General features: G+C 54.4%; 22 protein-coding genes. 7 read left to right on the forward strand and 15 right to left on the reverse strand.

Annotation, left to right across the window (positions count from 1 at the left end):
* Positions 1–2 precede the first annotated feature (2 nt).
* Together nagA and nagB are read right to left on the reverse strand one after the other, a co-directional pair.
* The gene (gene nagA / locus KW829_RS06640) at positions 3–1,151 is read right to left on the reverse strand and encodes an N-acetylglucosamine-6-phosphate deacetylase (RefSeq protein ID WP_089598895.1); all 1,149 of its coding nucleotides are present in this window, start codon (positions 1,149–1,151) and stop codon (positions 3–5) included.
* Between the two features lie 57 nt (positions 1,152–1,208).
* Positions 1,209–2,009: a glucosamine-6-phosphate deaminase gene (nagB, locus tag KW829_RS06645; RefSeq protein WP_010428635.1), complete on the reverse strand. Its 801-nt coding sequence runs from the start codon at positions 2,007–2,009 to the stop codon at positions 1,209–1,211.
* Between the two features lie 328 nt (positions 2,010–2,337).
* Between nagB and nagE the strand changes: the two genes are divergently transcribed.
* The 4 genes from nagE (at position 2,338) to chiQ (ending at position 8,421) form a co-directional block, all read left to right on the forward strand.
* Positions 2,338–4,356: an N-acetylglucosamine-specific PTS transporter subunit IIBC gene (gene nagE, locus KW829_RS06650; protein WP_100165289.1), complete on the forward strand. Its 2,019-nt coding sequence runs from the start codon at positions 2,338–2,340 to the stop codon at positions 4,354–4,356.
* Positions 4,357–4,535: 179 nt separating this feature from the next.
* A complete protein-coding gene (gene glnS / locus KW829_RS06655; protein ID WP_010428641.1) occupies positions 4,536–6,203 on the forward strand; it encodes a glutamine--tRNA ligase in 1,668 nt (555 codons plus the stop codon).
* A gap of 446 nt (positions 6,204–6,649) precedes the next feature.
* On the forward strand, positions 6,650–8,047 hold the full coding sequence (gene chiP, locus KW829_RS06660) for a chitoporin (RefSeq protein ID WP_010428644.1): 1,398 nt from the start codon (positions 6,650–6,652) through the stop codon (positions 8,045–8,047).
* A gap of 47 nt (positions 8,048–8,094) precedes the next feature.
* Entirely contained in the window at positions 8,095–8,421 is a 327-nt protein-coding gene (chiQ, locus tag KW829_RS06665; RefSeq protein WP_010428646.1) for a ChiQ/YbfN family lipoprotein, read from the forward strand.
* 102 nt (positions 8,422–8,523) lie between these two features.
* Here the strand turns inward: chiQ and fur are convergent, their stop codons facing one another.
* The 4 genes from fur to ybfF form a co-directional block, all read right to left on the reverse strand.
* Positions 8,524–8,970 (reverse strand): ferric iron uptake transcriptional regulator, encoded by a 447-nt coding sequence (gene fur, locus KW829_RS06670; protein ID WP_010428651.1) that lies wholly within the window; start codon positions 8,968–8,970, stop codon positions 8,524–8,526.
* Between the two features lie 291 nt (positions 8,971–9,261).
* Positions 9,262–9,792, reverse strand: a complete 531-nt coding sequence (gene fldA / locus KW829_RS06675; protein WP_003858653.1) for a flavodoxin FldA — start codon at positions 9,790–9,792, stop codon at positions 9,262–9,264.
* 155 nt (positions 9,793–9,947) lie between these two features.
* The gene (gene ybfE / locus KW829_RS06680) at positions 9,948–10,235 is read right to left on the reverse strand and encodes a LexA regulated protein (protein ID WP_010428654.1); all 288 of its coding nucleotides are present in this window, start codon (positions 10,233–10,235) and stop codon (positions 9,948–9,950) included.
* A gap of 128 nt (positions 10,236–10,363) precedes the next feature.
* Entirely contained in the window at positions 10,364–11,137 is a 774-nt protein-coding gene (gene ybfF, locus KW829_RS06685) for an esterase (RefSeq protein ID WP_089598900.1), read from the reverse strand.
* 183 nt (positions 11,138–11,320) lie between these two features.
* Here ybfF and seqA point away from each other — a divergent pair, with 183 nt between their 5' ends.
* Together seqA and pgm are read left to right on the forward strand one after the other, a co-directional pair.
* On the forward strand, positions 11,321–11,869 hold the full coding sequence (seqA, locus tag KW829_RS06690; RefSeq protein ID WP_010428659.1) for a replication initiation negative regulator SeqA: 549 nt from the start codon (positions 11,321–11,323) through the stop codon (positions 11,867–11,869).
* A 24-nt stretch (positions 11,870–11,893) separates the two neighbouring features.
* Entirely contained in the window at positions 11,894–13,534 is a 1,641-nt protein-coding gene (gene pgm / locus KW829_RS06695; RefSeq protein WP_218307879.1) for a phosphoglucomutase (alpha-D-glucose-1,6-bisphosphate-dependent), read from the forward strand.
* Positions 13,535–13,638: 104 nt separating this feature from the next.
* Here the strand turns inward: pgm and potE are convergent, their stop codons facing one another.
* The 9 genes from potE to kdpF form a co-directional block, all read right to left on the reverse strand.
* Positions 13,639–14,952, reverse strand: a complete 1,314-nt coding sequence (gene potE, locus KW829_RS06700; RefSeq protein WP_010428664.1) for a putrescine-ornithine antiporter — start codon at positions 14,950–14,952, stop codon at positions 13,639–13,641.
* Positions 14,949–17,147 (reverse strand): ornithine decarboxylase SpeF, encoded by a 2,199-nt coding sequence (gene speF / locus KW829_RS06705; RefSeq protein WP_218307880.1) that lies wholly within the window; start codon positions 17,145–17,147, stop codon positions 14,949–14,951. The genes potE and speF overlap by 4 nt, the downstream gene beginning before the upstream one ends.
* A gap of 254 nt (positions 17,148–17,401) precedes the next feature.
* On the reverse strand, positions 17,402–17,506 hold the full coding sequence (speFL, locus tag KW829_RS06710) for a leader peptide SpeFL (RefSeq protein WP_003858645.1): 105 nt from the start codon (positions 17,504–17,506) through the stop codon (positions 17,402–17,404).
* 278 nt (positions 17,507–17,784) lie between these two features.
* Complete coding sequence (kdpE, locus tag KW829_RS06715) at positions 17,785–18,462, reverse strand: two-component system response regulator KdpE (RefSeq protein ID WP_218307881.1); 678 nt, start codon at positions 18,460–18,462, stop codon at positions 17,785–17,787.
* Positions 18,459–21,146, reverse strand: coding sequence for a two-component system sensor histidine kinase KdpD (kdpD, locus tag KW829_RS06720; protein WP_218307882.1), 2,688 nt, complete (start codon positions 21,144–21,146; stop codon positions 18,459–18,461). The genes kdpE and kdpD overlap by 4 nt, the downstream gene beginning before the upstream one ends.
* Positions 21,147–21,722 carry a potassium-transporting ATPase subunit KdpC gene (kdpC, locus tag KW829_RS06725; protein ID WP_218307883.1) on the reverse strand — a complete coding sequence of 192 codons (576 nt, stop codon included), beginning with the start codon at positions 21,720–21,722 and terminating at the stop codon, positions 21,147–21,149.
* A 12-nt stretch (positions 21,723–21,734) separates the two neighbouring features.
* On the reverse strand, positions 21,735–23,783 hold the full coding sequence (gene kdpB, locus KW829_RS06730; RefSeq protein ID WP_218307884.1) for a potassium-transporting ATPase subunit KdpB: 2,049 nt from the start codon (positions 23,781–23,783) through the stop codon (positions 21,735–21,737).
* 18 nt (positions 23,784–23,801) lie between these two features.
* Entirely contained in the window at positions 23,802–25,481 is a 1,680-nt protein-coding gene (gene kdpA, locus KW829_RS06735; protein WP_212474200.1) for a potassium-transporting ATPase subunit KdpA, read from the reverse strand.
* Positions 25,481–25,570, reverse strand: coding sequence for a K(+)-transporting ATPase subunit F (kdpF, locus tag KW829_RS06740; protein WP_014069365.1), 90 nt, complete (start codon positions 25,568–25,570; stop codon positions 25,481–25,483). Before kdpF ends, kdpA begins: the two co-directional genes overlap by 1 nt.
* 309 nt (positions 25,571–25,879) lie before the next feature.
* Here kdpF and KW829_RS06745 point away from each other — a divergent pair, with 309 nt between their 5' ends.
* Positions 25,880–26,086 carry a YbfA family protein gene (locus tag KW829_RS06745; protein ID WP_003858637.1) on the forward strand — a complete coding sequence of 69 codons (207 nt, stop codon included), beginning with the start codon at positions 25,880–25,882 and terminating at the stop codon, positions 26,084–26,086.
* Positions 26,087–26,149: the final 63 nt, after the last annotated feature.

Here is a 26,149-nt window from a genome sequence, read left to right on the forward strand (position 1 = left end):
ACTTACTCAGTGACGACCTCGTTACCATTAACGATGGTCTTAATAATTTTATAATCGTGTGTGAACGCCGTCAGGTTTGCAACCATACCCGGTGCAATTCCGCCAAGCTGTTTATCCACGCCCATTGCGCGAGCCGGATAAAGCGTCGCCATACGCAGCACTTCATCAAGCGCAATGCCGCAATGCTCAACCAGGTTACGTACCCCTTCAATCATGGTAAGGGCAGAACCGCTCAGCGTGCCGTTTTCGTCCACACAAAGTCCATTGCGGTAGTATATTGTTTTACCAGCAAAAATGAACTGCTCAATATTTGCCCCTGCTGGCGCTGTGGCATCTGTCACCAGACACAGCTTGTCGCCTTTCAGGCGTTTTGCGTTGCGAATGTTGGTGAAATCGACGTGCAAGCCGTCTGCGATAATGCCGCAGTAAACGTCTGGCTCATCCAGAATCGCGCCAACCAGCCCCGGCTCGCGACCGGTAATATACGGCATTGCGTTGTACAAATGCGTCGCAAAAGTAATACCTGCGCGGAAACCGGCTTTCGCTTCTTTCTGCGTGGCGTTTGAGTGACCCGCTGACACTACGATCCCGGCGGCAGCCAGTTTGCTGATAACGTCAGTACCGGTCATTTCAGGTGCCAGCGTCACTTTGGTAATGACATCGGCGTTAGCACACATGTAGTCGACCAGCTCAGCGTCCGGTTTGCGGACGTAGTCAGGGTTATGCGTACCTTTCTTCACCATGTTCAGCCACGGCCCTTCAAGGTGCAGACCCAGCGCCTGATTAGGGTGTTTGGCCAGGTATTCACGCATCACGCGGATACCCTGCTTCATGAGGTCATCACTGCTGGTGATGAGCGTTGGCAAATAGCTGGTGCAGCCCGATTTCTCGTTGGCTTTCTGCATGATCTCCAGCGTTTCGACCGTCACGGCATCCGCGGAGTCATTGAACTGCACACCGCCGCAGCCGTTAAGCTGTACGTCGATGAAACCGGGGGAGATTACTGCTCCATTGAGTGAGCGCTGTTCAATCTCCGGCGGCAGTTCTGCCAGCGGACAAACACGTTCAATCAGGCCATTCGCGATAACAATCGCGTGGTCATCCAGAATTTCATGGCCGGTATAAATCCGACCGTGGGTTAAAGCGTACATAACGACCCCCGGTTTAAAAAAAAGCGACCGCCCCTGCATACAGAGGCGGTTATTCAATTACAGACCTTTGATGTTCTCTGCTTCTAACTCGTTGAAGTATTTCAGCGTTTTCACTTTCAGCTCCATCGTGGACGGTTCGTCACACACGACGACGGCTTTAGGATGCAGCTGCAGGCAGCTGATGGTCCACATGTGGTTAACGTTGCCTTCAACGGCAGCCTGAAGTGCCTGCGCTTTCACGCCGCCCAGTACCAGGATCATCACTTCTTCGGCATCCAGCAGGGTGCCTACGCCAACGGTCAGGGCGTATTTTGGAACCTGGTTCACGTCGCCGTCAAAGAAACGGGAGTTTGCCACGCGGGTGTCATGGGTCAGCGTCTTGATACGGGTACGGGAAGCCAGAGAAGATGCTGGTTCGTTGAACGCGATATGACCATCGTTGCCCACGCCACCCATGAACAGGTGGATTTTACCGTAAGAACGGATTTTTTCTTCGTACTGACGGCATTCTGCGTCAATATCAGGCGCGTTTCCATTCAGCAGGTTAATATTTTCAGCTGGGATATCAACGTGATCAAAGAAATTACGGTGCATGAAGCTATGGTAGCTTTCCGGATGTTCCTTTGGCAGGCCAACATATTCGTCCATGTTGAAGGTTACAACATGCTTAAAGCTAACCTGGCCCGCTTTGTGCATTTCAACCAGAGCTTTATATGCGGTCAGCGGGGTACCACCGGTTGGAAGGCCAAGAACGAAAGGACGATCGGCGGTAGGTTTGAACGCATTAATGCGGTTAACGATATGACGCGCAGCCCATTTACCGACTTGTTCAGCTGTTGCCAGGGGGATCAGTCTCATTGTTCACCTCTAAAGTTTAATTAAAAAAGTGGGCGGATGATTAGTGCAACCTGATACGTAAGCGTAACCTGGAACCTTTCAGGCCGGATCAATCCGTCTTGATTTTTTGAATGATAAAATAAGTTTTCGCTGTTAGCCAGTGAAAGGGAGGGGTGATTACGATATTTGGTGACAAAAATCACAAAAAACGGGTGTTTAATTTGCGATACGAATTAATTTTTCACACACTCACAATGCCAGTGAATCATCAACTGTATCTATTAGTGAATGACACAATAAAAACACAGCAGAGAACGTGCCTGAAACGGGGTCTCATAGGGGGAAGAAAGTGAGTATTCTAGGTTATTTACAAAAGGTTGGCCGCGCGCTTATGGTGCCGGTTGCCACGCTGCCAGCGGCAGCGATATTAATGGGTGTCGGTTACTGGATTGACCCGGTTGGCTGGGGTGGAGACAACGCGCTAGCGGCGTTCTTCATTAAGTCTGGTTCTGCCATCATCGACAACATGTCCGTGCTGTTCGCCATTGGTGTGGCTTACGGTATGTCCAAAGATAAAGACGGTGCTGCGGCATTGACCGGTTTCGTGGGCTTCCTGGTGCTGACCACGCTCTGTTCTCCGGCTGCGGTTTCCATGATCCAGAAGATCCCGGCGGACCAGGTTCCTGCCGCGTTCGGTAAGATCAGCAACCAGTTCGTGGGTATCCTCGTCGGTATTATCTCTGCGGAACTGTACAACCGCTTCAGCAGCGTTGAGCTGCCGAAAGCGCTGTCATTCTTCAGCGGCCGTCGTCTGGTGCCAATCCTCACCTCCTTCGTGATGATCTTCGTTGCGTTCATCCTGATGTACATCTGGCCGGTGATCTTCGACGGTCTGGTGAACTTCGGTGAACACATCCAGAAGCTGGGTTCCGTCGGTGCGGGCGTGTACGCGTTCTTCAACCGTCTGTTGATCCCTGTTGGTCTGCACCACGCGCTGAACTCCGTATTCTGGTTCGACGTTGCCGGTATTAACGATATTCCTAACTTCCTGGGTGGCGCACAGTCCATCGAAGCAGGTAAAGCGGTTGTGGGTATCACCGGTCGTTACCAGGCAGGCTTCTTCCCAATCATGATGTTCGGCCTGCCGGGTGCAGCGCTGGCTATCTACCACTGCGCGCGTCCAGAGAACAAAGCGAAAGTGTTGGGTATCATGATGGCAGGTGCGTTCGCGGCCTTCTTCACCGGTATCACCGAGCCGCTGGAATTCTCCTTCATGTTCGTTGCGCCGGTTCTGTATGTGATCCACGCCGTGCTGACCGGTATCTCCGTGTTCATCGCTGCAAGCATGCAGTGGATTGCCGGTTTCGGCTTCAGCGCCGGTCTGGTGGATATGGTGCTGTCGTCCCGTAACCCGCTGGCGACCCACTGGTGGATGCTGATCCCACAAGGTCTGGTGTTCTTCGTTATCTACTACGTGGTATTCCGCTTCACCATCACCAAATTCAACCTGATGACCCCGGGTCGCGAGCTGGCTGTTGCCGGTAGCGAAGCGGATGGTCAGGATGTGAACGTGAGCGGCGGTCAGGAGCAGGATGTTTCTGGTCTGGCGCGTCAGTACATTGCCGCTGTCGGCGGTTCTGACAACCTGACCGGTATTGATGCCTGTATCACTCGTCTGCGTCTGAACGTTAAAGACTCTTCTCTGGTGAACGAAGCGCTGGCAAAACGTCTGGGTGCGTCCGGCGTTATCCGCCTGAACAAAACCAGCGTGCAGATTATCGTCGGCTTCGTGGCAGAGAAAATTGCTAACGCGATGAAAACGACGGGTCCGGTAGCCGCAGCTGAAGCCACTGCAGCGCCTGCTGCACCCGCTGCTGCTAAACCACAGGCTGTGCCAAATGCGGTGACCATCGCCGCGCTGGTGTCTCCGGTTACGGGTGACGTGGTTGCCATTGAGCAGGTACCTGACGAAGCGTTCGCCAGCAAAGCGGTCGGTGACGGCGTGGCCGTGAAGCCAACGGACAAAACCGTTGTGTCTCCTGCTGCCGGTACCATCGTTAAAATCTTCAACACCAACCACGCGTTCTGCCTCGAAACGGAAAAAGGCGCGGAGATCGTTGTCCACATGGGTATCGATACCGTTGCGCTGAACGGTCAGGGCTTTACTCGCCTGGTGGAAGAGGGGGCAGAAGTAGTGGCAGGCCAGCCGATTCTGGAAATGGATCTGGACTTCCTGAACGCTAACGCGCGCTCGATGATCAGCCCGGTCGTGTGCAGCAACATCGACGACTTCAGCGGTCTGGTTATCCAGGCGAAAGGTCAGGTGGTTGCGGGCCAAACGCCACTGTATGAGATTAAAGGCAAGTAATCGCTCCTGAGTAGAGTCATGCCTTAAGCGGCGGGGGATATCCTCCGCCGCTTTTTTTTGCAGCAAACGCCCCCATTATTTTCATCTGATACGTATTTTCCGTAACTAAGGGTTGTCACTACGTCCGGCTTATAAGACCATATGCCGTTATACGTTGTTTACGCTTTGAGGAATCCACGATGAGTGAGGCAGAAGCCCGCCCGAGTAACTTTATTCGTCAGATCATCGATGAAGATCTGGCCAGTGGTAAGCACACCACAATTCATACCCGCTTCCCGCCGGAGCCGAACGGCTACCTGCATATTGGGCATGCAAAATCTATCTGCCTGAACTTTGGTATTGCGCAAGACTATCAGGGCCAGTGCAACCTGCGTTTCGATGACACCAACCCAGTAAAAGAAGACATCGAATACGTTGAGTCCATCAAGAACGACGTGCAATGGCTGGGCTTCAGCTGGTCTGGCGATATCTGCTACTCCTCTGACTATTTCGATCAGCTGTACGCCTACGCTGTAGAGCTTATCAACAAAGGTCTGGCGTATGTGGATGAACTCTCTGCTGACGAAATCCGTGAATATCGCGGCTCGCTGACCGCACCGGGCAAAAACAGCCCATACCGCGATCGCAGTGTAGAAGAGAACCTGGCGCTGTTTGAAAAAATGCGTGCCGGTGGCTTCGAAGAAGGCAAAGCGTGTCTGCGTGCCAAAATCGACATGGCCTCTCCGTTCATCGTGATGCGCGATCCGGTGTTGTACCGCATTAAGTTTGCGGAACACCACCAGACCGGTAACAAGTGGTGCATCTACCCGATGTACGACTTCACCCACTGCATCAGCGATGCGCTGGAAGGCATTACGCACTCTCTGTGTACGCTGGAGTTCCAGGACAACCGCCGTCTGTACGACTGGGTGCTGGATAACATCACCATTCCTGTGCATCCACGTCAGTACGAGTTCTCTCGTCTGAACCTGGAATACACCGTGATGTCCAAACGTAAGCTGAACCTGCTGGTCACTGACAAGCACGTTGAAGGCTGGGATGACCCGCGTATGCCGACCATCTCCGGTCTGCGCCGTCGTGGCTACACCTCTGCGTCAATTCGCGAGTTCTGCAAACGTATCGGCGTCACGAAACAGGACAACACCATTGAAATCGCTTCTCTGGAATCCTGCATCCGTGAAGACCTGAACGAAAACGCCCCGCGCGCGATGGCGGTGATCGACCCGGTTAAACTGGTTATCGAAAACTACCCGCAGGGCGAGAGCGAGCTGGTGTCTATGCCTAACCATCCGAGCAAGCCGGAGATGGGTACCCGCGACGTGCCGTTCAGCGGCGAGATCTGGATCGATCGTGCTGACTTCCGCGAAGAAGCGAACAAGCAGTACAAGCGTCTGGTGCTGGGCAAAGAAGTCCGTCTGCGTAATGCATACGTGATTAAAGCTGAGCGCGTTGAGAAAGATGCAGAAGGTAACATCACCACCATTTTCTGTTCTTACGATGCAGAAACGCTGAGTAAAGACCCTGCTGATGGCCGTAAGGTGAAGGGCGTTATTCACTGGGTGAGCGCTTCCCATGCGCTGCCGGTTGAGATCCGTCTGTATGACCGTCTGTTCAGCGTGCCTAACCCAGGCGCGGCTGACGATTTCCTGGCGACCATAAACCCGGAATCACTCGTTATCAGGCAGGGTTACGCTGAGCCGTCCCTGAAAGCGGCTGAAGCGGGTAAAGCGTTCCAGTTCGAGCGTGAAGGTTACTTCTGCCTGGACAGCCGTTACAGCACCGCAGAAAAACCGGTATTTAACCGTACCGTCGGGCTGCGTGACACCTGGGCTAAGATCGGCGAATAATATTGCTGCTCTGGTCAAGGAGAAACAAACGCCGCTTATTGCGGCGTTTTTTTTATTTAATGATCATGGTATTAAGCCAGGGCTTAAAGATAAGCCGCTAAAATATCAGGTCAATGAGGTGCTACTTATTTTTCTAAAAAAAGTTTGTATTTTTACGAAATACAAAAAGGATGAAAAATAAACACCAAGTACCTACGCTACCCGCTGAAATTTCTTATATTTCCCCGCCAATCCTCGCTCTCCTCTAAATGTTACAAAGCACTACGAATTATGTGCACTTCGTCATAATCCTGACTTTTGCCCACGGAAAAGCATTGATAATTCGCGTCGCGAAAAATAACCTAAAGGCGGTAGTTAATTCGAGGGTATTTCTAACTACCCCTGACCTTTTGGTCTTTTATATTTTCGCCGTTAAGGCGTTTTAATTCGTCAAAGAGGAATAATCTATGCGTACGTTCAGTGGCAAACGTAGTGCGCTGGCGCTGGCTATCGCCGGTGTGACAGCAATGTCGAGCCTGGCGATCACCCCAGAAGCTAAGGCAGAAGGTTTCATCGATGATTCTACCCTCACGGGCGGTATTTATTACTGGCAGCGTGAGCGTGACCGTAAAGACGTCACTGAAGACAAATACAAAACCAACCTTTCGCACTCGACCTGGAACGCCAACCTGGACTTCCAGTCAGGCTATGCCGCGGATATGTTCGGTCTGGATATTGCTGCCTTCACCGCCATTGAAATGGCTGAAAACGGCGACAGCGCACACCCGAACGAAATCGCCTTCTCCTCCAGTAACAAAGCGTATAAAGAAGACTGGTCTGGCGATAAAAGCGGTGTCAGTCTGTACAAGGCAGCAGCGAAATTCAAATACGGCCCGGTGTGGGCACGTGGGGGCTATATTCAGCCAACCGGTCAAACGCTGTTAGCGCCGCACTGGAGCTTTATGCCGGGTACCTACCAGGGCGCGGAAGCCGGGGCTAACTTTGACTACGGCGATGCGGGCGCGCTGAGCTTCTCCTATATGTGGACCAACGAGTACAAAGCACCGTGGCACATTGAGATGGACAAGTTCTACCAGAACGATAAGAAAACCAAAGTCGATTACCTTCACTCGCTGGGCGCAAAATACGACTTCAAAAACGACCTGGTCCTGGAAGCTGCATTTGGTCAGGCGGAAGGTTATATCGATCAGTATTTTGCTAAAGCTAGCTACAAATTTGATGTTGTGGGCAGCCCGCTGAGCACCAGCTACCAGTTCTACGGCACGCGCGATAAAGCCAGCAATGGCACCGTTAACGATATCTATGACGGCACTGCATGGCTGCAGGCACTGACCTTCGGCTACAAAGTGGGCCAGGTCGATTTACGTCTGGAAGGAACATGGGTGAAGGCTGAAGGGCAGCAGGGCTATTTCCTGCAGCGTATGACGCCAACCTACGCGTCCTCTAACGGTCGTCTCGATATCTGGTGGGATAACCGCTCTGACTTCAACGCCGACGGCGAAAAAGCGGTGTTCTTCGGCGCAATGTATGACCTGAAAAACTGGAACCTGCCTGGCTGGGCGGTGGGTGCATCTTACGCTTACGCCTGGGACGCAAAACCTGCTGATATGGCGACACCGGACGCGTACTACGATCCAAACTATCGTCTGAAAGAGTCTTCTTACAGCCTGGATGCGATCTACACCCTGCAGGATGGCCGTGCAAAAGGCACGATGTTCAAACTGCACTTCACGCAGTATGACAACCACTCCGATATCCCGAGCTACGCGGGCGGTTACGGCAACATCTTCCAGGATGAACGTGACGTGAAATTCATGGTCATTGCGCCATTCACTATCTTCTGATGAACACACCGGCGGGCAATGTCCCGCCAGTATGGAGACTGCACATGATGAAAAAAATCGTAATCGTCGCGTTGCTGGCATCAGGGCTGGTGGCGTGTGCTCAGACTGAGGCACCAAAAGAAGATTCCCGCCTGAAGGAGGCCTATAGCGCCTGTATCAATACAGCGGAAGGGTCGCCGGAGAAAATCGAAGCCTGTCAGAGCGTGCTGAACGTGCTGAAGAAAGAGAAAGCGCATGAGCAGTTTGCGACGCAGGAAAACGTCCGCGTGATGGATTACCAGGCCTGCATTCAGGCGCGTAAAACCGGTAACGATCAGGAAGTGGCGAAGCGTTGCGATAAGATCTGGAGCGATATTCGCAGTAACAATAAATAAGTTGCTTTACGCCCGGTGGCGCTGCGTCACCGGGCTTTTTTTTGCCCAAAAACAGGCAAAAAAAAGCCAACCTTACGGCTGGCTCAGAGTATAAACACGATATTATTTCGCGTCGTGCGCGTGGTCGTCTTCACGGCAGTCGCCTTCAGCACAGTGACCATACAGGTACAGGCTGTGGTTGGTCAGGCGAATACCGTGACGTGCGGCGATTTCACGCTGGCGTGATTCGATGGAATCATCGCTGAATTCAATAACCTTGCCACAATCGAGGCAGATCAGGTGATCGTGATGGTGCTGCTGGGTCAGCTCGAAAACGGATTTGCCGCCTTCGAAGTTATGACGGGTAACAATGCCCGCGTCATCGAACTGGTTCAGCACACGATACACGGTTGCCAGCCCAATCTCTTCACCCATGTCGATAAGACGTTTGTAGAGGTCTTCCGCACTGACATGGTGATTGTCTGGCCCCTGAAGCACTTCAAGGATTTTTAACCGAGGAAGCGTTACTTTCAGGCCAGCCTTCTTTAATGCGGTATTGTTGTCAGTCATGCGGAATCTGTCCTGTTGCTAAACGATTCACTTCTAAAGAAGAAGTGACAGAAAATGCACTTGGGATAATGCGTCTCATTATAGAACTGCCATGGCTAAATGAAAACTGCAAGTCTCAAGCAAAGTATGCTTATAAAAACGTGGTATCACCAACAAACTTGTTCGATGGCATCCACTTTTTACCAGGGGGGTATTGTACAGGTCTGAACGAAAAAGTTAAAAGTTTGTAGCAATTAATTTAATCGGTTTTACCTGGTAAGCGGGCGCAACCGGAGTTGCGCCACCGGGAAATCAGGCGTTAAGAATGTCGTCGAGGTTCAGTTCTTCGCGAACCTGCTTAACCCATTTCTCAACGCGTTCAGCGGTCAGTTCTGGCTGACGGTCTTCGTCAATGGCAAGGCCGACAAAGTGGTCGTCGTCTGCCAGGCCTTTAGAGGCTTCAAAGTGGTAACCCGCCGTTGGCCAGTGGCCCACGATAGCAGCACCGCGCGGTTCAATAATGTCGCGGATGGTGCCCAGTGCGTCACAGAAGTATTCTGCGTAATCTTCCTGATCGCCACAACCGAACAGCGCGACCAGCTTACCGTTGAAGTCAACTTCTTCCAGGGTTGGGAAGAAATCATCCCAGTCACACTGCGCTTCGCCGTAGTACCAGGTTGGAATGCCCAGCAGCAGGATGTCATAGCCTTCGAGATCTTCTTTGCTGCTCTTGGCGATGTCGTGCACATCGGCAACGTCTTTACCGAGCTGTTTTTGAATGTTTTTTGCGATATTTTCGGTATTGCCGGTATCACTGCCAAAGAAAATGCCGATGATTGCCATGAGTAAAATAACCTCTTGAAACTTAATGGTATGGTGGCGCAATTTGTCCACGGATAAGGGCAATAATAGCAGAACAGGCAACCCTGCGGAAACAGCTATCGCGCAGGACTGCACTCTGTGCTACATGAAAAGGGTCATAAAGGGGATTTTCAGACTTATGCCTTGCTGCGCAATGTCTCAAGTTGGGTGATTAACATCTCTTCAATCAGTTCGCTGCGGCTGATGTTACGCGCCTCGGCCAGCTCATTTAGTGCATCGACAGCATCGGCGTTCAGCTTCAGTTCGACACGCTTAAGCCCACGATTTTTATCGCGTTTAAGCTGGTTGCGTTTATTGATACGCAGCTGTTCATCGCGCGAGAGCGGATTCGTTTTCGGTCGTCCCGGTCGACGCTCATTCGCGAACAGATCTAGTGTCGTACGGTCCGTTTGTTCTTTGGCCATGATTCTGAGACTTCGGGGGAAATACGCCGCCCTGCTAATGCCCGGGCGATAAGCGCGCCATCATACATCACCGAAAACGGCACGCCAACGACTGGAAGCCCACAACCTTCCAGTCGCTCTCTTTTTAATCAATTTGCAGTATCAGAGAGATAGCGACGAATGGCGCGCAGGACGGCGTCCGGTTTTTCGGCGTGAACCCAGTGCCCGGCACCGGCGATCACATGGGCGCGAGCCTGCGGGAATTGGGCCAGCAGCGTGTCGCGGCAGGCATCGGTAACGTAAGGCGAGTTTCCGCCGCGAATAAAGAGGGTAGGGTGTGGCCACGCGGGGACGTTTTCCCAGCCCACGATGTTGTTGTATTGCTCCCAGAGCACCGGCACGTTAAAACGCCATTGCCCGTCGACAAACGACTTCAGCAGGAACTGCACGACGCCTTCTTCATCCAGATGCTCACGCATTACGGCGGCGGCCTGTTGGCGTGTTGCGACGCCCGCTTCTGTGACCGCATTAATAGCGGCGAAAATCTCATCGTGACGGCGGACGTTGTAATCCACAGGCGCGACGTCAATGACAACCAGCCCGTTGATACGCTCTGGCGCAAGCGCCGTCAGGGCCATCACCGCTTTGCCACCCATGGAATGCCCGATCAGCGTTACCTTCTGCAGGTTATGTGCATCCAGCGTATCCAGCAGATCCTCCGCCATCGCCGCGTAGGTCATCTCGTCGGAACGCCCGGAAAGACCGTGATTGCGCATATCAACCTGTAAAATATCGTGGTCGGAAACCAGATCGCGCGCCAGCACGCCCAGGTTATCGAGGCTACCAAACAGCCCGTGAACCAGTACGATGGGAGAATTATTGTTCGGCGATTGTGCAGATTGCGCTCGGGTATTCAATTTCATGGCAAAGTTCTTTTTTTACGTATGTCAGGTTAGGGTATCATGTTGACCATTCTGCCGCCCGGCTGCAAGGATCCAGTTTAATCTGACTTTTGCCGCCTGCCGGGTTTGACGCTATCCGCTGTTGGGATTTGACCTTATAATCCCAACGACTTGTATTCAGATAAGATATCGCACTGGATTAAGATGAAAACAATCGAAGTTGATGACGAACTCTATCAGTTTATTGCCAGCCAGACGCGGCATATCGGGGAGAGCGCGTCCGACATTTTACGGCGTATGCTTAAAATTTCCGCCGCCTCACAGCCTGCTACCCCTGTCACAAAAGATGTCGTGTCTCAGCCGAGCGTTGTTGCACAAGCAAAACCTGCCGTGATACCGGCAAAAGATAAAGTGCGCGCAGTACGTGAACTGCTGCTCTCTGATGAATACGCAGAGCAGAAAAAGGCGGTTAACCGCTTTATGCTGGTGCTGTCTACACTTCATTCACTGGATAACAAAGCGTTTGCTGAAGCTACCGAGTCGCTCCACGGTCGCACCCGTGTCTATTTCGCGGGCGACGAACAGACGCTGTTACAAAATGGCAATCAAACCAAACCTAAACATGTCCCTGGCACACCGTACTGGGTCATCACCAATACCAATACGGGCCGCAAGTGCAGCATGGTTGAACACATCATGCAGTCCATGCAGTTCCCGGCGGAATTGATTGAAAAGGTTTGCGGTACAATTTAACCCTTGCATCAAAAGGACCAGGCAATGGCAAATCACAGCCGTGCAGGCCAACCTGCACAACAAAGCGATTTGATTAACGTCGCTCAACTGACCGCGCAGTATTACGTGCTGAAGCCGGTCGTGGGCAACGCAGAACACGCAGTGAAGTTCGGCACATCTGGTCACCGCGGTAGTGCGGCGCGCCATAGCTTTAACGAACCGCACATTCTGGCCATTGCCCAGGCCATCGCGGAAGAGCGCGCCAAAAATGGTGTTACCGGTCCATGCTACGTGGGGAAAGATACTCACGCCCTGTCTGAACCGGCGTTTATTTCCGTACTGGAAGTGCTGGCAGCGAACGGTGTGGATGTGATTGTTCAGGAGAACAACGGTTTCACGCCAACGCCTGCGGTCTCTAACGCAATCCTCGTACACAACAAAAAAGGTGGCGCACAGGCTGACGGTATCGTCATTACGCCATCTCATAACCCACCAGACGACGGTGGCATTAAATATAACCCGCCTAACGGTGGCCCGGCAGACACCAACGTCACCAAAGTGGTGGAAGACCGTGCGAATGCCCTGTTAGCCGACGATCTGAAAGGCGTTAAACGTATCTCTCTGGATGCCGCCATGGCGTCCGGTCATGTGAAAGAGCAGGATCTGGTTCAGCCATTCGTGGAAGGGCTGGCGGATATCGTCGATATGTCGGCCATCCAGAAAGCCGGTCTGAAGCTGGGCGTGGATCCGCTGGGCGGCTCCGGTATTGAATACTGGAAGCGCATTGCAGAGCATTACAAGCTGGATCTGACCATCGTGAACGATCACGTCGATCAGACCTTCCGCTTTATGCACCTCGATAAAGACGGCGCGATCCGCATGGACTGCTCCTCGGAGTGCGCAATGGCGGGCCTGCTGGCGCTGCGTGATAAATTCGACCTGGCGTTTGCTAACGACCCGGATTATGACCGTCACGGTATCGTCACCCCTGCCGGGCTGATGAACCCGAACCACTATCTGGCCGTTGCAATTAACTACCTGTTCCAGCATCGCCCGCAGTGGGGCAAAGAGGTGGCTGTTGGTAAAACCCTGGTTTCCTCCGCGATGATCGACCGCGTGGTCGAGGCACTGGGCCGCAAGCTAGTGGAAGTGCCGGTGGGCTTCAAGTGGTTTGTTGACGGTCTGCACGACGGCAGCTTCGGCTTCGGCGGTGAAGAGAGCGCGGGCGCGTCCTTCCTGCGCTTCGACGGCACGCCGTGGTCAACTGACAAAGACGGCATCATCATGTGCCTGCTGGCGGCGGAAATCACCGCGGTCACCGGTAAGAACCCGCAGGAACATTACAACGCGCTGGCGGAGCGTTTTGGTGCGCCAAGCTATAACCGCATTCAGGCTGGCGCGACCTCTGCCCAGAAAGCCGCTCTGTCCAAACTCTCTCCGGAGATGGTCAGCGCAAGCACCCTGGCGGGCGATCCGATCACCGCGCGTCTGACGGCGGCGCCGGGCAACGGTGCGTCTATCGGTGGTCTGAAAGTGATGACCGAGAACGGCTGGTTCGCCGCGCGTCCATCCGGTACGGAAGATGCGTATAAAATCTATTGCGAAAGCTTCCTCGGCGCTGAGCACCGTCAGCAGATTGAGAAAGAAGCGGTAGAGATTGTCAGCGAAGTGCTGAAAAACGCGTAAGTAGTGTTCTGGTGCGGGCTGATGCCCTCACCCCGGCCCTCTCCCACTGGGAGAGGGAGAAAACATTAAAAACGGCAACCCTTGGGTTGCCGTTTTGCTTTTACCTAACTGTGCTTGTTCTTCAATTCAAACCGCGGTGACACCAGACCGTACAGCGTCCAGCCCATAAAGGTCACCATCGCGCCATACAGCATCGCTTCCTGGCCGGATGAGTAGAGCGCATAGAAGCTGTAGATTGCCCCAATCAGCGCCACGATATTGGCCGCTCGCGCCTTGCGTGGATCAACCTTCGCGACTTTCTGAATAATCACCAGCGCCGCCATCGACAGAATATACGGAATGATATTTGTCACAACCGCCAGGTTGACCAGCACGTTGAACTGGCTGTTCAGCGATGGGCTAATGGTCATCAGCGACAATCCGCTCTGGAAGATGACAATCGCCAGCATGCCCTGCACCGGCGCATCGGCCTTGCTTACGCGGGAGAAGATTTTCGGGAAGTAACCTTCATCTGCGGAGGATTTAAACACCTGCGCGATGGTGAACTGCCAGCCGAGAAGGGAACCGCAACAGGACATCACCATCAGACCCATAATCACTTTCCCGACTTCCGGCGTGAACATCTGCGCGAAAGCCAGCCCGAACGGCGCCGTGGAGTTTGCCAGATCCATATTCGGTACGATGCCCGCAATCACGTTAGTAGAGACGATATAGATCACCGCCGCGCCCAGCGTGCCGCCGAGGACCGCAATCGGCACGTTCTTTTCCGGATTCTCTACCACTTCCGCGTTCGCGCAGGCGGATTCCAGACCGAGGAAGGCCCACAGCGTCATGGCGATAGAAGAGCCCACTGCGGTAAAGAACGGCACGTGGTGCGGGTTCCAGGAGTTGGCGTACAGTGTCGGGCTAAACCAGAACCAGCCGATGATGCACAGACCGACTACCGGGATAATCACGCCCCAGACGGTGATGCTGCTGAGCTGTCCGGTGATGCGCGCGCCGCCAAAGTTGGCGACGGTGCAGATCCACAGCACCCCGATGGTCGCCAGCCCTATTTGTACCGGGCTGAGCGTCGCGCCAAACAGCTCCGTACCGTAACCCACCGCGGAGATGGCAATCGCCACGTTGGCGATCAGCAGCGACACCCCGTAGGTATAGTTGGCCATAAAGTTGCCCGACTTGCCAAAGGCGTATTCGGCATAGCCGCCCATGCCGCCAGACTTACGGCTGAACATCCCGCACTTGGCAAACGCCCACGCCAGCGCCATTGAGCCGACTGCCGTTACCAGCCAGGAGATAATCGAAATGGTACCCACTTCTGCGAGCTTGGTGGGCAGCATGATAATCCCGGATCCCATCATGTTGACCATGGTGAGGATGGTGAGTTGCACCACGCCCATCTTATTGGACTTGCTCATAATTTTTCTCCTTTCAGCAGAGATGGCTGAGCTGCGGGTTGTTTAATGACGTAGCAGCGAACCTGTTTTCGACCGTCACACTCCTCGACGTACACGCCCTGCAGCTCCGGCGCGAAGCCCGGCAGAAGGTTGATGCCTTCTTCCAGCGCGGCAAAATAGCGCAGTACGGAACCGCCCCAGACTTCACCCGGCACAACGCACAGCACCCCCGGTGGATAAGGAAGTGCACCTTCAGCGGCGATACGGCCTTCTGCGTCACGCAGTGAAACCAGCTCGACCTCACCGCGCAGGTAGGCATAGTTCGCCTCTTGCGGGTTCATCATGACGCGCGGGAAGTGAGACTTGCGGAACATCTCTTTCTGCAGCTGTTTCACGTTGTGGCGGGCGTACAGGTCATGCATTTCCTGACAGATCTGGCGCAGGGTGTAACCGACGTAACGCTCCGGATGCTGTTTGTAGAGAGAAGGCAGGACCTCTTTTAGCGGAACATCGCTCTCAAGCAGTTTTTCGAAGCGCACCAGTTGAGCAACCAACTGCTGCAGTTTGCCCATGTCCTCCGCAGGCGTGAGCAGGAACAGGATCGAGTTGAGATCGCATTTCTCCGGCACGATGCCGTTTTCACGCAGGAAGTTGGCGAGGATAGTGGCGGGCACGCCGAAGTCCTCATATTCCCCGGTGCGGGCGTTGATGCCCGGCGTGGTCAGCAGCAGCTTGCACGGGTCGATAAAATACTGGTGCTCAGCGTAGCCTTCAAAGGCGTGCCAGCGTTCACCCGGCACGAAGTGGAAGAAGCGCAGATCGGTCGCAATGTCCGCCGTGTCCCAGCTTTCCCAGGGACGTCCATCCACCGTTTCCGGCACGAACGGGCGCAGATACTGACAGTTCTCCAGGATCAGCTTGCGCGCCTCGATACCGTTCACCACGCAGTCCATCCACATGTTGCGGCCGCTCTGGCCTTCATGCATACGGGCGTTGATGTCCAGTGCGGCAAACAGCGGATAGAACGGGCTGGTGGAGGCGTGCATCATAAAGGCATTATTCAGCCGCTTATGCGGGACATAGCGTTGTTGCCCTTTGATATGGCTGTCTTTCTTGTGGATTTGCGAAGTCTGCGAGAAGCCTGCCTGCTGTTTGTGCACGGACTGAGTGACCAGGATCCCCGGATCGTTTTCGTTCAGCTCAAGCAGCAGCGGAGAGCAGTCGGCCATCATCGGAATAAACTGCTCGTAGCCTACCCAGGCAGAGTCAAACAGGATGTAATCACACAGGTGCCCAATCTTATCCACCACCTGACGGGCGTTATAGATGGTGCCATCGTAGGTACCCAGCTGGATCACCGCCAGACGGAACGGACGCGCATCGCGTGCACGGCCAGGCGCTACCTCTGCCACCAGCTCACGTAGATAATTTTCTTCAAAGCAGTGGGCGTCAATGCCGCCAATAAAGCCGTACGGGTTGCGCGCGGTTTCCAGATAGACCGGCGTTGCGCCAGCCTGGAGGAGGGCACCGTGATGGTTAGATTTGTGGTTGTTACGGTCGAACAGCACCAGGTCGCCCGGCGTGAGCAGGGCGTTTAGCACCACTTTGTTGGATGACGAGGTGCCATTCAACACGAAGTAGCTCTTATCGGCATTAAAGACTTTTGCCGCATGCTGTTGGGCGATGCACGGCGCACCTTCATGAATGAGCAGATCGCCCATTGCGACGTCAGCGTTACACAGATCGGAGCGGAAAAGCGTCTCACCAAAGAAGTCGACAAACTGATTACCGGCTGGATGACGGCGGAAGAACTGTCCTCCCTGATGCCCCGGGCAGTCGAACGCGCTGTTGCCCTGTTTAACGTAATCGACCAGGGCGCGGAAGAACGGTGGACGAAGCTGGGTTTCGTACTTCAGTGCAGCCGCTTCCAGCTGGCGTCCATAAAAATCGTTGCTGGTGTCTGAATACTCAAATACGCCATGAATGCGCGATAAATAGTCTGCCGGAATGAATTCTTCTTTGTGCGTCGCGACAAAAACAGGAATGCCAAAACCGGTGGCTTCTATTTCGTCCAGAATGCCGCTGGCAATATCCGTGACCGCCAGAACAATGGCGGCAACATCAATATAATCAGAAGCGCGGACATCCACCAGTTCACGCTGGGTAGTAAAGCAATCCGGACATGCACGGCTGGCTGCGATTTTTAAACTTTTCATCTTTCTCTCTTTATTTTAGGTAATAAGCGTCCCTCGATTTCTGGCAAGAAAGAAATCGATAATTTTCCGGAAAAAAAGCAAAGGGTGACCGCTGATTAAAATCAGTAGATTGCTTTTTTGATGATTGAAATTCAGTCCGCCCGGTGCGGATGAGTCTGAATCAAGATGAGTGAGCGCACGAGATCACAGGCAATGGCCTGTAAAATAAGGTGTTTAAGGATGACCTGTAAGCGAGTGCGCCAGAAGTCGAAGGACTACCGGGCATTAAAGAGATGAAAGTCAAAGCAGTTTCGGTGGGCAAACATCATGATATGTGTTGTCCGCCTTATATGGGGCATTAAACGATTGTTGTTTTCCATGTTTCATTTTCCTTTCAGTAATTGAAAGCATGGTCATTTTATCCAGGAAATGGCGATTAACTGTGAACGAGATCACCGTTAACTGATCATTTCACAAATAATTAGTCGTTTTTGATGAATAACGCAGATCAAAATGCTGTTTTGTTGATGATGTGTTAATGTTGTGTTTGTTTGGTGTTTTTATTGGGCGGAAATAATCCGTAAAATAACGACTGGATTATTTTTATGTCTATTTTGGAAGGTGGTTTTCTTTATTTGAAATTAATTTGAATAGTTATTCAAATCATAAACCGATAACCGATACCGGTTTCAGTTAATAAATGGCGAGGGCGCGCGGGGTCAACTTCAAGTTTTTGACGAAGGTGTCCCATATAAATGCGTAAATAGTGACTATGCTCGACGGCATTGGGTCCCCAGACCTGGCTTAACAACTGGCGCTGAGTCAGCACCTTGCCATGATTGTTGAGCAAAACGGCAAGCAGACGAAACTCGATAGGCGTGAGGTGGATCTCTTCTTCTGCCCGGGTGATGCGCCGGGCGGCAAGATCGACCTGAATGTCACCGAAGGTATACACCGGGTCGGAAGGCGTCGTTGCACTATGACGACGCAATGCGACGCGAAGCCTAGCCTGCAACTCACCAATGCCAAAGGGCTTGATAAGATAGTCGTCTGCACCTGCATCCAGCGCGGCGATTTTATCCGCTTCTTCCGTTCGCGCAGAAAGCACCAGAATCGGCATTTGGCTCCACTGACGAACCTCACGGATAAAATCGATGCCATCCCCATCCGGTAGCCCCAAATCGAGGATCGCCAGGTCAGGTTTGCGCGTTGCGGCCTCAATTAACCCCCGTTGAAGCGTACCGGCTTCATGAACGCGCAGGCCGTCGGCTTCCAGCGCGGTACGCAGAAAACGGCTTATGGCGAGCTCATCTTCAACAATCAGGACGTTAATCACAAATCCTCTGGTAATTCATCAAGTTCTGGTGGGGTATCAAGTGGAAGTGTAACACAAAAATGTGCGCCGCCTTCCGGACGGTGCTCTGCCGAAATGGTGCCGCCATGCACGTCAATAATCGCTTCGCAAATAGCGAGACCCAGCCCAACGCCGGGGATCGCAGATTCCTTATTACCCCGCGAAAATTTTTCGAAAATGGCCTTTTCCTGCCCGACCGGAATACCCGGCCCGGTATCCCAGACTTCCAGCTGCAGCGTTTGTGCGTTCACCGTGGCATTAATGCCAATCTGTGCTTTCGCCCCCGCATATTTAGCGGCATTTTCGAGCAGGTTAATCAGCACACGCTCGAACAGGGGGCCATCAACGTGAATTAGCGTCAGGGGTTCAGGCATGTTCAATGCGATATGGCGGCCGCCCAGGCCGGGCTCCAGCATTTTCAGCGAGCTCCCGACGACCTCTTCCAGCGTGAGCCACTCTTTTTTGAGGTTAAACCCGCCAGACTGAATGCGCGCCATATCCAGCAGGTTATTCACCAGCCGCGTGGTATTTAGCACATGCTGGCGGATTTCGCTGGCCTGCATTGCATGTTTTGAACCTTCTGCAGCCAGGTCCAGCGTCAGGATCTCCGACTGACCAAACAGCACGGTGAGGGGGGTGCGTAGATCGTGAGAGAGCGCCGCCAGTAATGAATTTCGGATGCTTTCGCGCTCGCTTGCCAGCCGCGCCTGCTCTTCGCTGGCGGTGAGTGCCAGCCGGTCGAGCGCGCTGGCGACCAGCAGGGTGAAGGTTTCCAGCAAACGTTGCTGTTCGGGGATCATCAGCTGGCGCAGGTTGGTCGGCTCAACGATAACCAGCCCCTGATTTTTATCCGCACTGCGTAGCGGCAGGATCTGATAAGGCACGCCTGGCAGAGTGTCCGTTCCTGCGCCTGCGGGCAGCCCTTTATCAAAACTCCAGCGCGCAATGGCTTCATCCCAGGGCGTCATGCCGGAGGCGGAGGTGAGCGGACGAAGGTTGCCATGCTCGTCCGGGAGCAAGATAAGATTACTGGCGTTAAACGTAGAGCGAATAAATTGCTCGCTGGTCTGGACAATATCCAGCGGCGTGCGGCCGACTGCCAGCGATTTGGACATTTCATAGAGATGGCGCGTACGCTGCTCGCGATAGCGTGCAATACGCGCCTGATAGCGAACGCCCGCCGTCAGATTACCAATCACCAGCCCGACGGTGAGCATCACGCCAAAGGTGAGAATGTACTGCACGTCGGACACGGCAAGCGTTCCGCGCGGGGCAATGAAGAAAAGATCGAAGCTGACAACGTTGATGACCGTCGCCAGTACGGACGGCCAGCGTCCGTAGAAGAGCGCCACCACCACCACGCCAAGCAGGTAAATCATCACCAGGTTGGCGGCGTCAAAGGCGATCAGCCACTGGCTGGCAATCACGGTAATCAGGGCGCAGAGCACGACGGCGACAAGGCAGCCGCGGATCTGGATCCGCCATTTATCACCAAAGGCGCGGGCATCCGGCGCACGGTTGGGCAGGGGCGTGGGCTTGTCATCCAGCGCCACGATCACCAGATCCAGGTCCGGCGCGCGGCGGGCCAGCTTATCGGCGAAGGATTCACGGCTGAACCAGCGGCGGTGTTGGCGACGACCAATGACAATTTTTCCCAGGTTATGCTCGCGCGCGTAGCGCAGGATGGCTTTATCTTCCTGAGGATCGGAAAGGGTGGCGGTTTCGGCACCCAGCTCCTGCGCCAGCCGCAGCGAGCTGAGGATGGCGCGACGCTGATGTTCCGGCAGAGCATGCAGCTGCGGCGTTTCGACATACACCGCATGCCAGACGCTGCCAAATTTCGCTGCAAGCCGCGCGGCGGTGCGGATCAGTTTCTCATTGCCGCTACCGTGCCCGATGCACAGTAGAATGGCGTCGCGGGTGTGCCAGACGCGTTCTTGCCCCTGCAGGTCGCGCCAGGCGCGCATCTGGTCATCAACGCGGTCGGCGGTACGGCGCAGGGCCAGCTCGCGCAGAGCAATCAGGTTTCCTTTACGGAAGAAATGTTCGATGGCGCGCTCGGCCTGACCGGCAATGTAGACTTTGCCCTCGTGCAGGCGCTGGCGCAGGTCGTCCGGCGGCAGATCGACAAGCACCACCTCATCGGCGGAGTCAAAGAAGGGATCGGGCACTGTCTCTCGCACCTGAATGCCGGTAACGCCGCTCACCACGTCGTTCAGGCTCTCCAGATGCTGAACGTTAACGGTGGTGAACACGTCGATGCCGGCTTCCAGCAACTCTTCCACGTCCTGCCAGCGTTTCGGATGACGCGAGCCTGGCGCATTGCTGTGTGCCAGTTCGTCCATCAGGATAAGTGCAGGACGGCGGGCGAGGGCGGCATCGAGATCGAACTCCGTGACCAGCCGTCCACGATGGCTTATACGTCGTGGCGGCTGTGTGGCAAGTCCTTTCAACAGCGCCGCGGTCTCTTTACGGCCATGAGTTTCCACCACGCCGATGAGAATATCGAGCCCCTGCGCCCGAAGCCGCTGGGCTTCCGTCAGCATGGCGAAGGTTTTCCCGACGCCTGCGCAGGCGCCAAAGAAAATTTTCAATTTGCCGCGATGGGCTTCAGCCGTCTGTTCTAGCAGCCTGTCCGGATCCGGGCGCATGGGCTCGTCGGTCATTTAGTTTTTCCTTAGCGCGTCCAGCGCCAGATTCAGCTCAACAATATTCACTACCGGCATGCCGATGAAGCTGACCAGCGGCTTTTGCGTATGCTCAGCGACCAGCTGGCTCACCTGCTCAATGGTCATCTGACGGGCCGCAGCCACGCGCGGAATTTGCCATGCCACCGCCTGTGGCGTCAGGCTGTAGTCCAGCCCGCTGGCTGAGGTGGTGACCAGCTCTACGGGAACGTCACGGCTGGCCTGCGGGTTGGCGGCGCGCAGCGCGGCAACGCGTTCTGCAACGGCTTTATCCAGCTCCGGGTTGCTGCCCGCCAGGTTGCTGCCGCCGGATGCCATCGGATTATACGGGCTTTCCGCGGTGGCGGAAGGGCGGCCCTGGAAGTAGCGCGCGTCCGTAAAGTTCTGACCAATCAGCCGTGAACCGCGGGATTCTCCGTTCTGGATAATCTGTGAGCCGTTAGCCTGCTCGGCAAACCACCACTGACCCAGCGCGGTGGTCACCAGCGGGTAAAGCCCGCCGGTAATAAGAGACAGTAGAATAAATAACAGTATAGCGGGACGTAACATCGTCATTTGATTCACCTTTTAGACCAGCCCGAACAGCGTCAGGAGCACGTCGATAACCTTAATACCAATAAAGGGCACAACCAGCCCGCCCAGACCGTAAATCCACAGGTTGCGGCGCAGCATGGCGGCCGCCGTCAGCGGTTTATAGCTCACCCCTTTCAACGCCAGCGGAATAAGAAAGACAATGATCAGGGCGTTAAAGATAACCGCACTGAGAATGGCCGATGCCGGGGAGTGCAGGTGCATCACGTTCAGCGCATTCAACTGTGGATAGGTTGCCGCAAACGCCGCCGGAATGATGGCGAAATACTTCGCCACGTCGTTGGCGATGCTGAACGTGGTCAGTGAACCCCGCGTCATCAGCATCTGTTTCCCGATGTGCACTACCTCAATCAGCTTGGTTGGGTTAGAGTCGAGGTCAACCATGTTGCCCGCCTCTTTTGCCGCCTGCGTGCCGGAATTCATTGCCACCGCCACGTCGGCCTGCGCCAGGGCAGGGGCATCGTTGGTGCCGTCCCCGGTCATCGCGACCAGACGGCCCTCAGCCTGATACTGGCGGATCAGCGCCAGCTTCGCTTCCGGCGTCGCTTCAGAAAGAAAATCATCCACGCCCGCTTCGGCGGCAATGGCGGCAGCGGTCAGGCGGTTATCCCCGGTGATCATCACCGTTTTAATGCCCATTTTGCGCAGCTGTGCAAAACGCTCCTTGATGCCGCCCTTAACGATATCCTTCAGGGCAATCACGCCCAGCACGTTCGAGCCTTCCGCCACCACCAGCGGCGTGGCTCCCTGTCGGGCGACACTTTCGACCAATTTGTCTACTTCAGGCGGGAAGTGACCGTTGTTGGCTTCGATATGGCGACGGATGGCGTCAACGGAGCCTTTACGTATCATTCGGTCCTGAATGTTAATCCCACTCATGCGGGTCTGTGCGGTGAAGGGGACGAAAGTGGCATGCAGGCTTTGCACGTCACGCTGACGCAGGTTGAAACGCTGCTTAGCCAGAATCACGATGCTGCGACCTTCCGGCGTTTCATCGGCCAGAGAGGAGAGCTGTGCGGCATCCGCGAGCGTTTTTTCATCCACGCCCGGTGCCGGCAAGAAATCAGAGGCCTGGCGGTTGCCGAGGGTGATGGTCCCGGTTTTATCCAGCAGCAGTACGTCGACGTCACCGGCGGCTTCAACGGCGCGTCCGCTGGTGGCGATGACGTTCGCGCCCAGCATACGGCTCATCCCGGCGACACCGATAGCGGACAGTAATCCGCCAATGGTGGTTGGGATCAGGCATACCAGCAGCGCCACCAGTACGGTGATGCTGACCGCCGTGCCGCCATAGGCGGAGAACGGCCACAGCGTCGCGGTTGCCAGCAGGAAAACGATAGTCAGGGCGACCAGCAGAATGGTCAGCGCAATCTCGTTCGGCGTTTTGCGACGCTGCGCGCCCTCCACCATGGCGATCATCCGGTCAAGGAATGTTTCGCCCGGGTTAACGCTGCACTGGATCACCAGCCAGTCGGAGAGAATGCGCGTCCCGCCCGTCACGGAGGCGAAGTCACCGCCAGACTCACGAATAACCGGCGCGGATTCCCCGGTAATGGCGCTTTCGTCAACCGATGCGCCGCCTTCAATGACTTCCCCGTCGCACGGGATGATGTCACCAGCCTCGACCAGCACCACGTCGCCTTTACGCAGTTCATCTGCCGGAACGTGGTCCATCTGTGCGCCGTGTTTGGGTTCACGTAATTTGCGCGCGAAGGCGGTTTTTTTGACCCCTTTCAGGCTGTTAGCCTGTGCTTTACTGCGCCCTTCCGCCAGCGCTTCTGCGAAGTTGGCAAACAGCACGGTAAACCACAGCCACAGGCTGATGGCACCGGTAAAGGGTGCATTACCCGGAAGATGCCCCGTACCCATCGCAACTGCCAGCGCGGTGGTGAGTAAACTCCCTATCCAGACGATAAACATCACCGGGTTGTGCCACTGCACGCGTGGGCTCAGTTTTTTCACCGCATCCATGAGGGCCTGACGAACTAACGTCGGTTCGAGCAGGGCCAGTTGTTTACGACTCATGACAAATTCTCCGCAAAATCAGCGTAAAGAGAGGGTTTCCGCGACCGGGCCTAACGCGAGGGCGGGGATAAAGGTCAGGGCACCGACCAGCAGTACGGTGCCAATCAGCAGGCCGATAAACAGCGCGCCGTGTGTCGGTAACGTACCGGTGGTGGTCGGTTGGATTTTTTTGCTCACCAGCGCTCCCGCGATCGCCATCACTGGCACAATCACGCCGAAACGCCCCACGAACATGCAAAACGCCAGCAGACAGTTCCAGAACGGTGAGTTAGCGCTTAAGCCTGCAAAGGCGCTGCCGTTGTTGTTGGCGGCAGACGAGACGGCATAAAGCACTTCGCTAAAACCGTGAATGCCTGGGTTAAAGATGCCGCTGCGTCCGGCGTCGGTCATCAGCGCCAGCGCGGTGCCGATCAGAACGAGGGCAGGGGTGACCAGAATCGCCAGGGCGGTTAATTTCATCTCGCGGACGTCGATTTTTTTTCCCAGATATTCCGGAGTACGGCCAATCATCAAACCGGCGATGAATACGGCGAGGAGAACGAACAGCAGCATGCCGTACAGCCCGGAGCCGACGCCGCCAAAGACCACTTCGCCAATTTGCATAAGCCACATTGGGATCATGCCGCCGAGTGCGGTAAAGGAGTCGTGCATGGCGTTAACCGCCCCGCACGACGCCGCCGTGGTGACCACCGCATACAGGCTGCTGGCGAGAATGCCAAAGCGGCTCTCTTTGCCTTCCATATTGATGTTGCTGTTGGCACCCAACTGCATGAAGTGGCTGTTACCGTTCCATTCGGCCCACATCACCAGCGCCACGCAAACCACGAAGATTAGCGACATTGCCCACAGCAGGGTGCGCCCCTGACGGCGATCGTTAACCACATCGCCAAAGGCAAAACACAGCGCGGCGGGGATCAGGAAGATCGCCAGCATTTGCACCATGTTGGTCAGCGCCGTTGGGTTTTCAAAGGGATGTGATGAGTTGGCATTGAAGAACCCGCCGCCGTTAGTGCCAAGCATTTTAATCGCTTCCTGCGATGCCACTGGCCCCATCGGCAGGAGTTCTTTTGCGCCTTCCAGTGAGGTGTATGGGGCATAAGGCAGCACGTTTTGCAGGGATCCTTGCTGGATAAAGAACAGCGCAATCAACAGTGCCACAGGCACCAGCACCCACAGGGTTATGCGCGTCAGATCGACCCAGGCATTGCCCAACGTGCCAATGTTCTGACGGGCAAATGCACGCGTCAGGGCGAAGATCACCGCTATCCCGCTTGCCGCAGAGAGGAAGTTTTGCACGGTTAAGCCAGCCATCTGACTGAAATAGCTGAGCGTGGTTTCACCGGCATAAGATTGCCAGTTCGTGTTGGTCACAAAGCTCACTGCTGTGTTCAGCGCCAGATGCCAGGACAGGCCCGGCAGCTGCTGCGGATTAAGCGGCAGGCTCCCCTGCAGCATCAGCATGGCGAAGAGAACAACCAGCCCGACGATATTTAGCAGCAAAATGGCCATCAGATACTGACGCCAGTTCATCTCCCGATCGTCTATTCCCAGTACCCGCCAGATCCCTTTTTCAATGCTTCCCGTGCCCGGTAAGGCTACGTTGTTGATCAGCCGTGCCAGTCCTGTTCCCAATGGCCTGGCCAGTACGAACAACACCAGTAAAAAGCTGGCGATAAGCAAAAACGCCTGAGCAGCCATCAGAATGCCTCCGCATTAATCAGGGCGTAGACCAGATAACCCAATAACAGGAACACCAGCACAATGCCGGCAATCAAACCTGCACTCACAATCCACCTCCGGGTGACATTTGTATTTGTGCTAAAGGTAGGATTTACGGCGCAAAGATTTCGCAAAAATCAGGCGGGAGGGTGTAAAAAAAGTATAAAAATGGAGATACCCATAATTTAACTATTGATAAGTAAATCGTTAACTTTTTTGTAACTTAATTACGGCGTGAATGTAAATATTCACTAAATGGATAAAAATAAGTGGTCGGATGAGTAGTAAAATTACAAACAAAGCGATATTATTTTAGCCAGGTCACAGATTTTGAATTTTCCGGATGACGTTTCCGGCCAACTATAGGGGAGAAAAATATGGATCTTTATAAAGAGTTTCCGGCTCATATCATTTTCATGCGTCGCACTTTCGCCGTAGTGGCTGGCGTGCTGGCACTGCCGGTAATGCTGTTCTGGAAAGATCGTGCACGTTTTTATAGCTATCTGCACCGCGTCTGGGCGAAAACCAGCGAGAAGCCGGTGTGGATGGATCAGGCCGAGAAAGCGACCTGCGATTTCTACTGATACGAAGTCTACACACAGCAATAAAAAAACCGCCTACATCAATGTGGCGGTTTTTTTGTCCCT

Origin of the sequence: Enterobacter sp. ENT02 (genome assembly GCF_019219165.1) — a bacterium.
GTDB lineage: Bacteria > Pseudomonadota > Gammaproteobacteria > Enterobacterales > Enterobacteriaceae > Enterobacter > Enterobacter mori.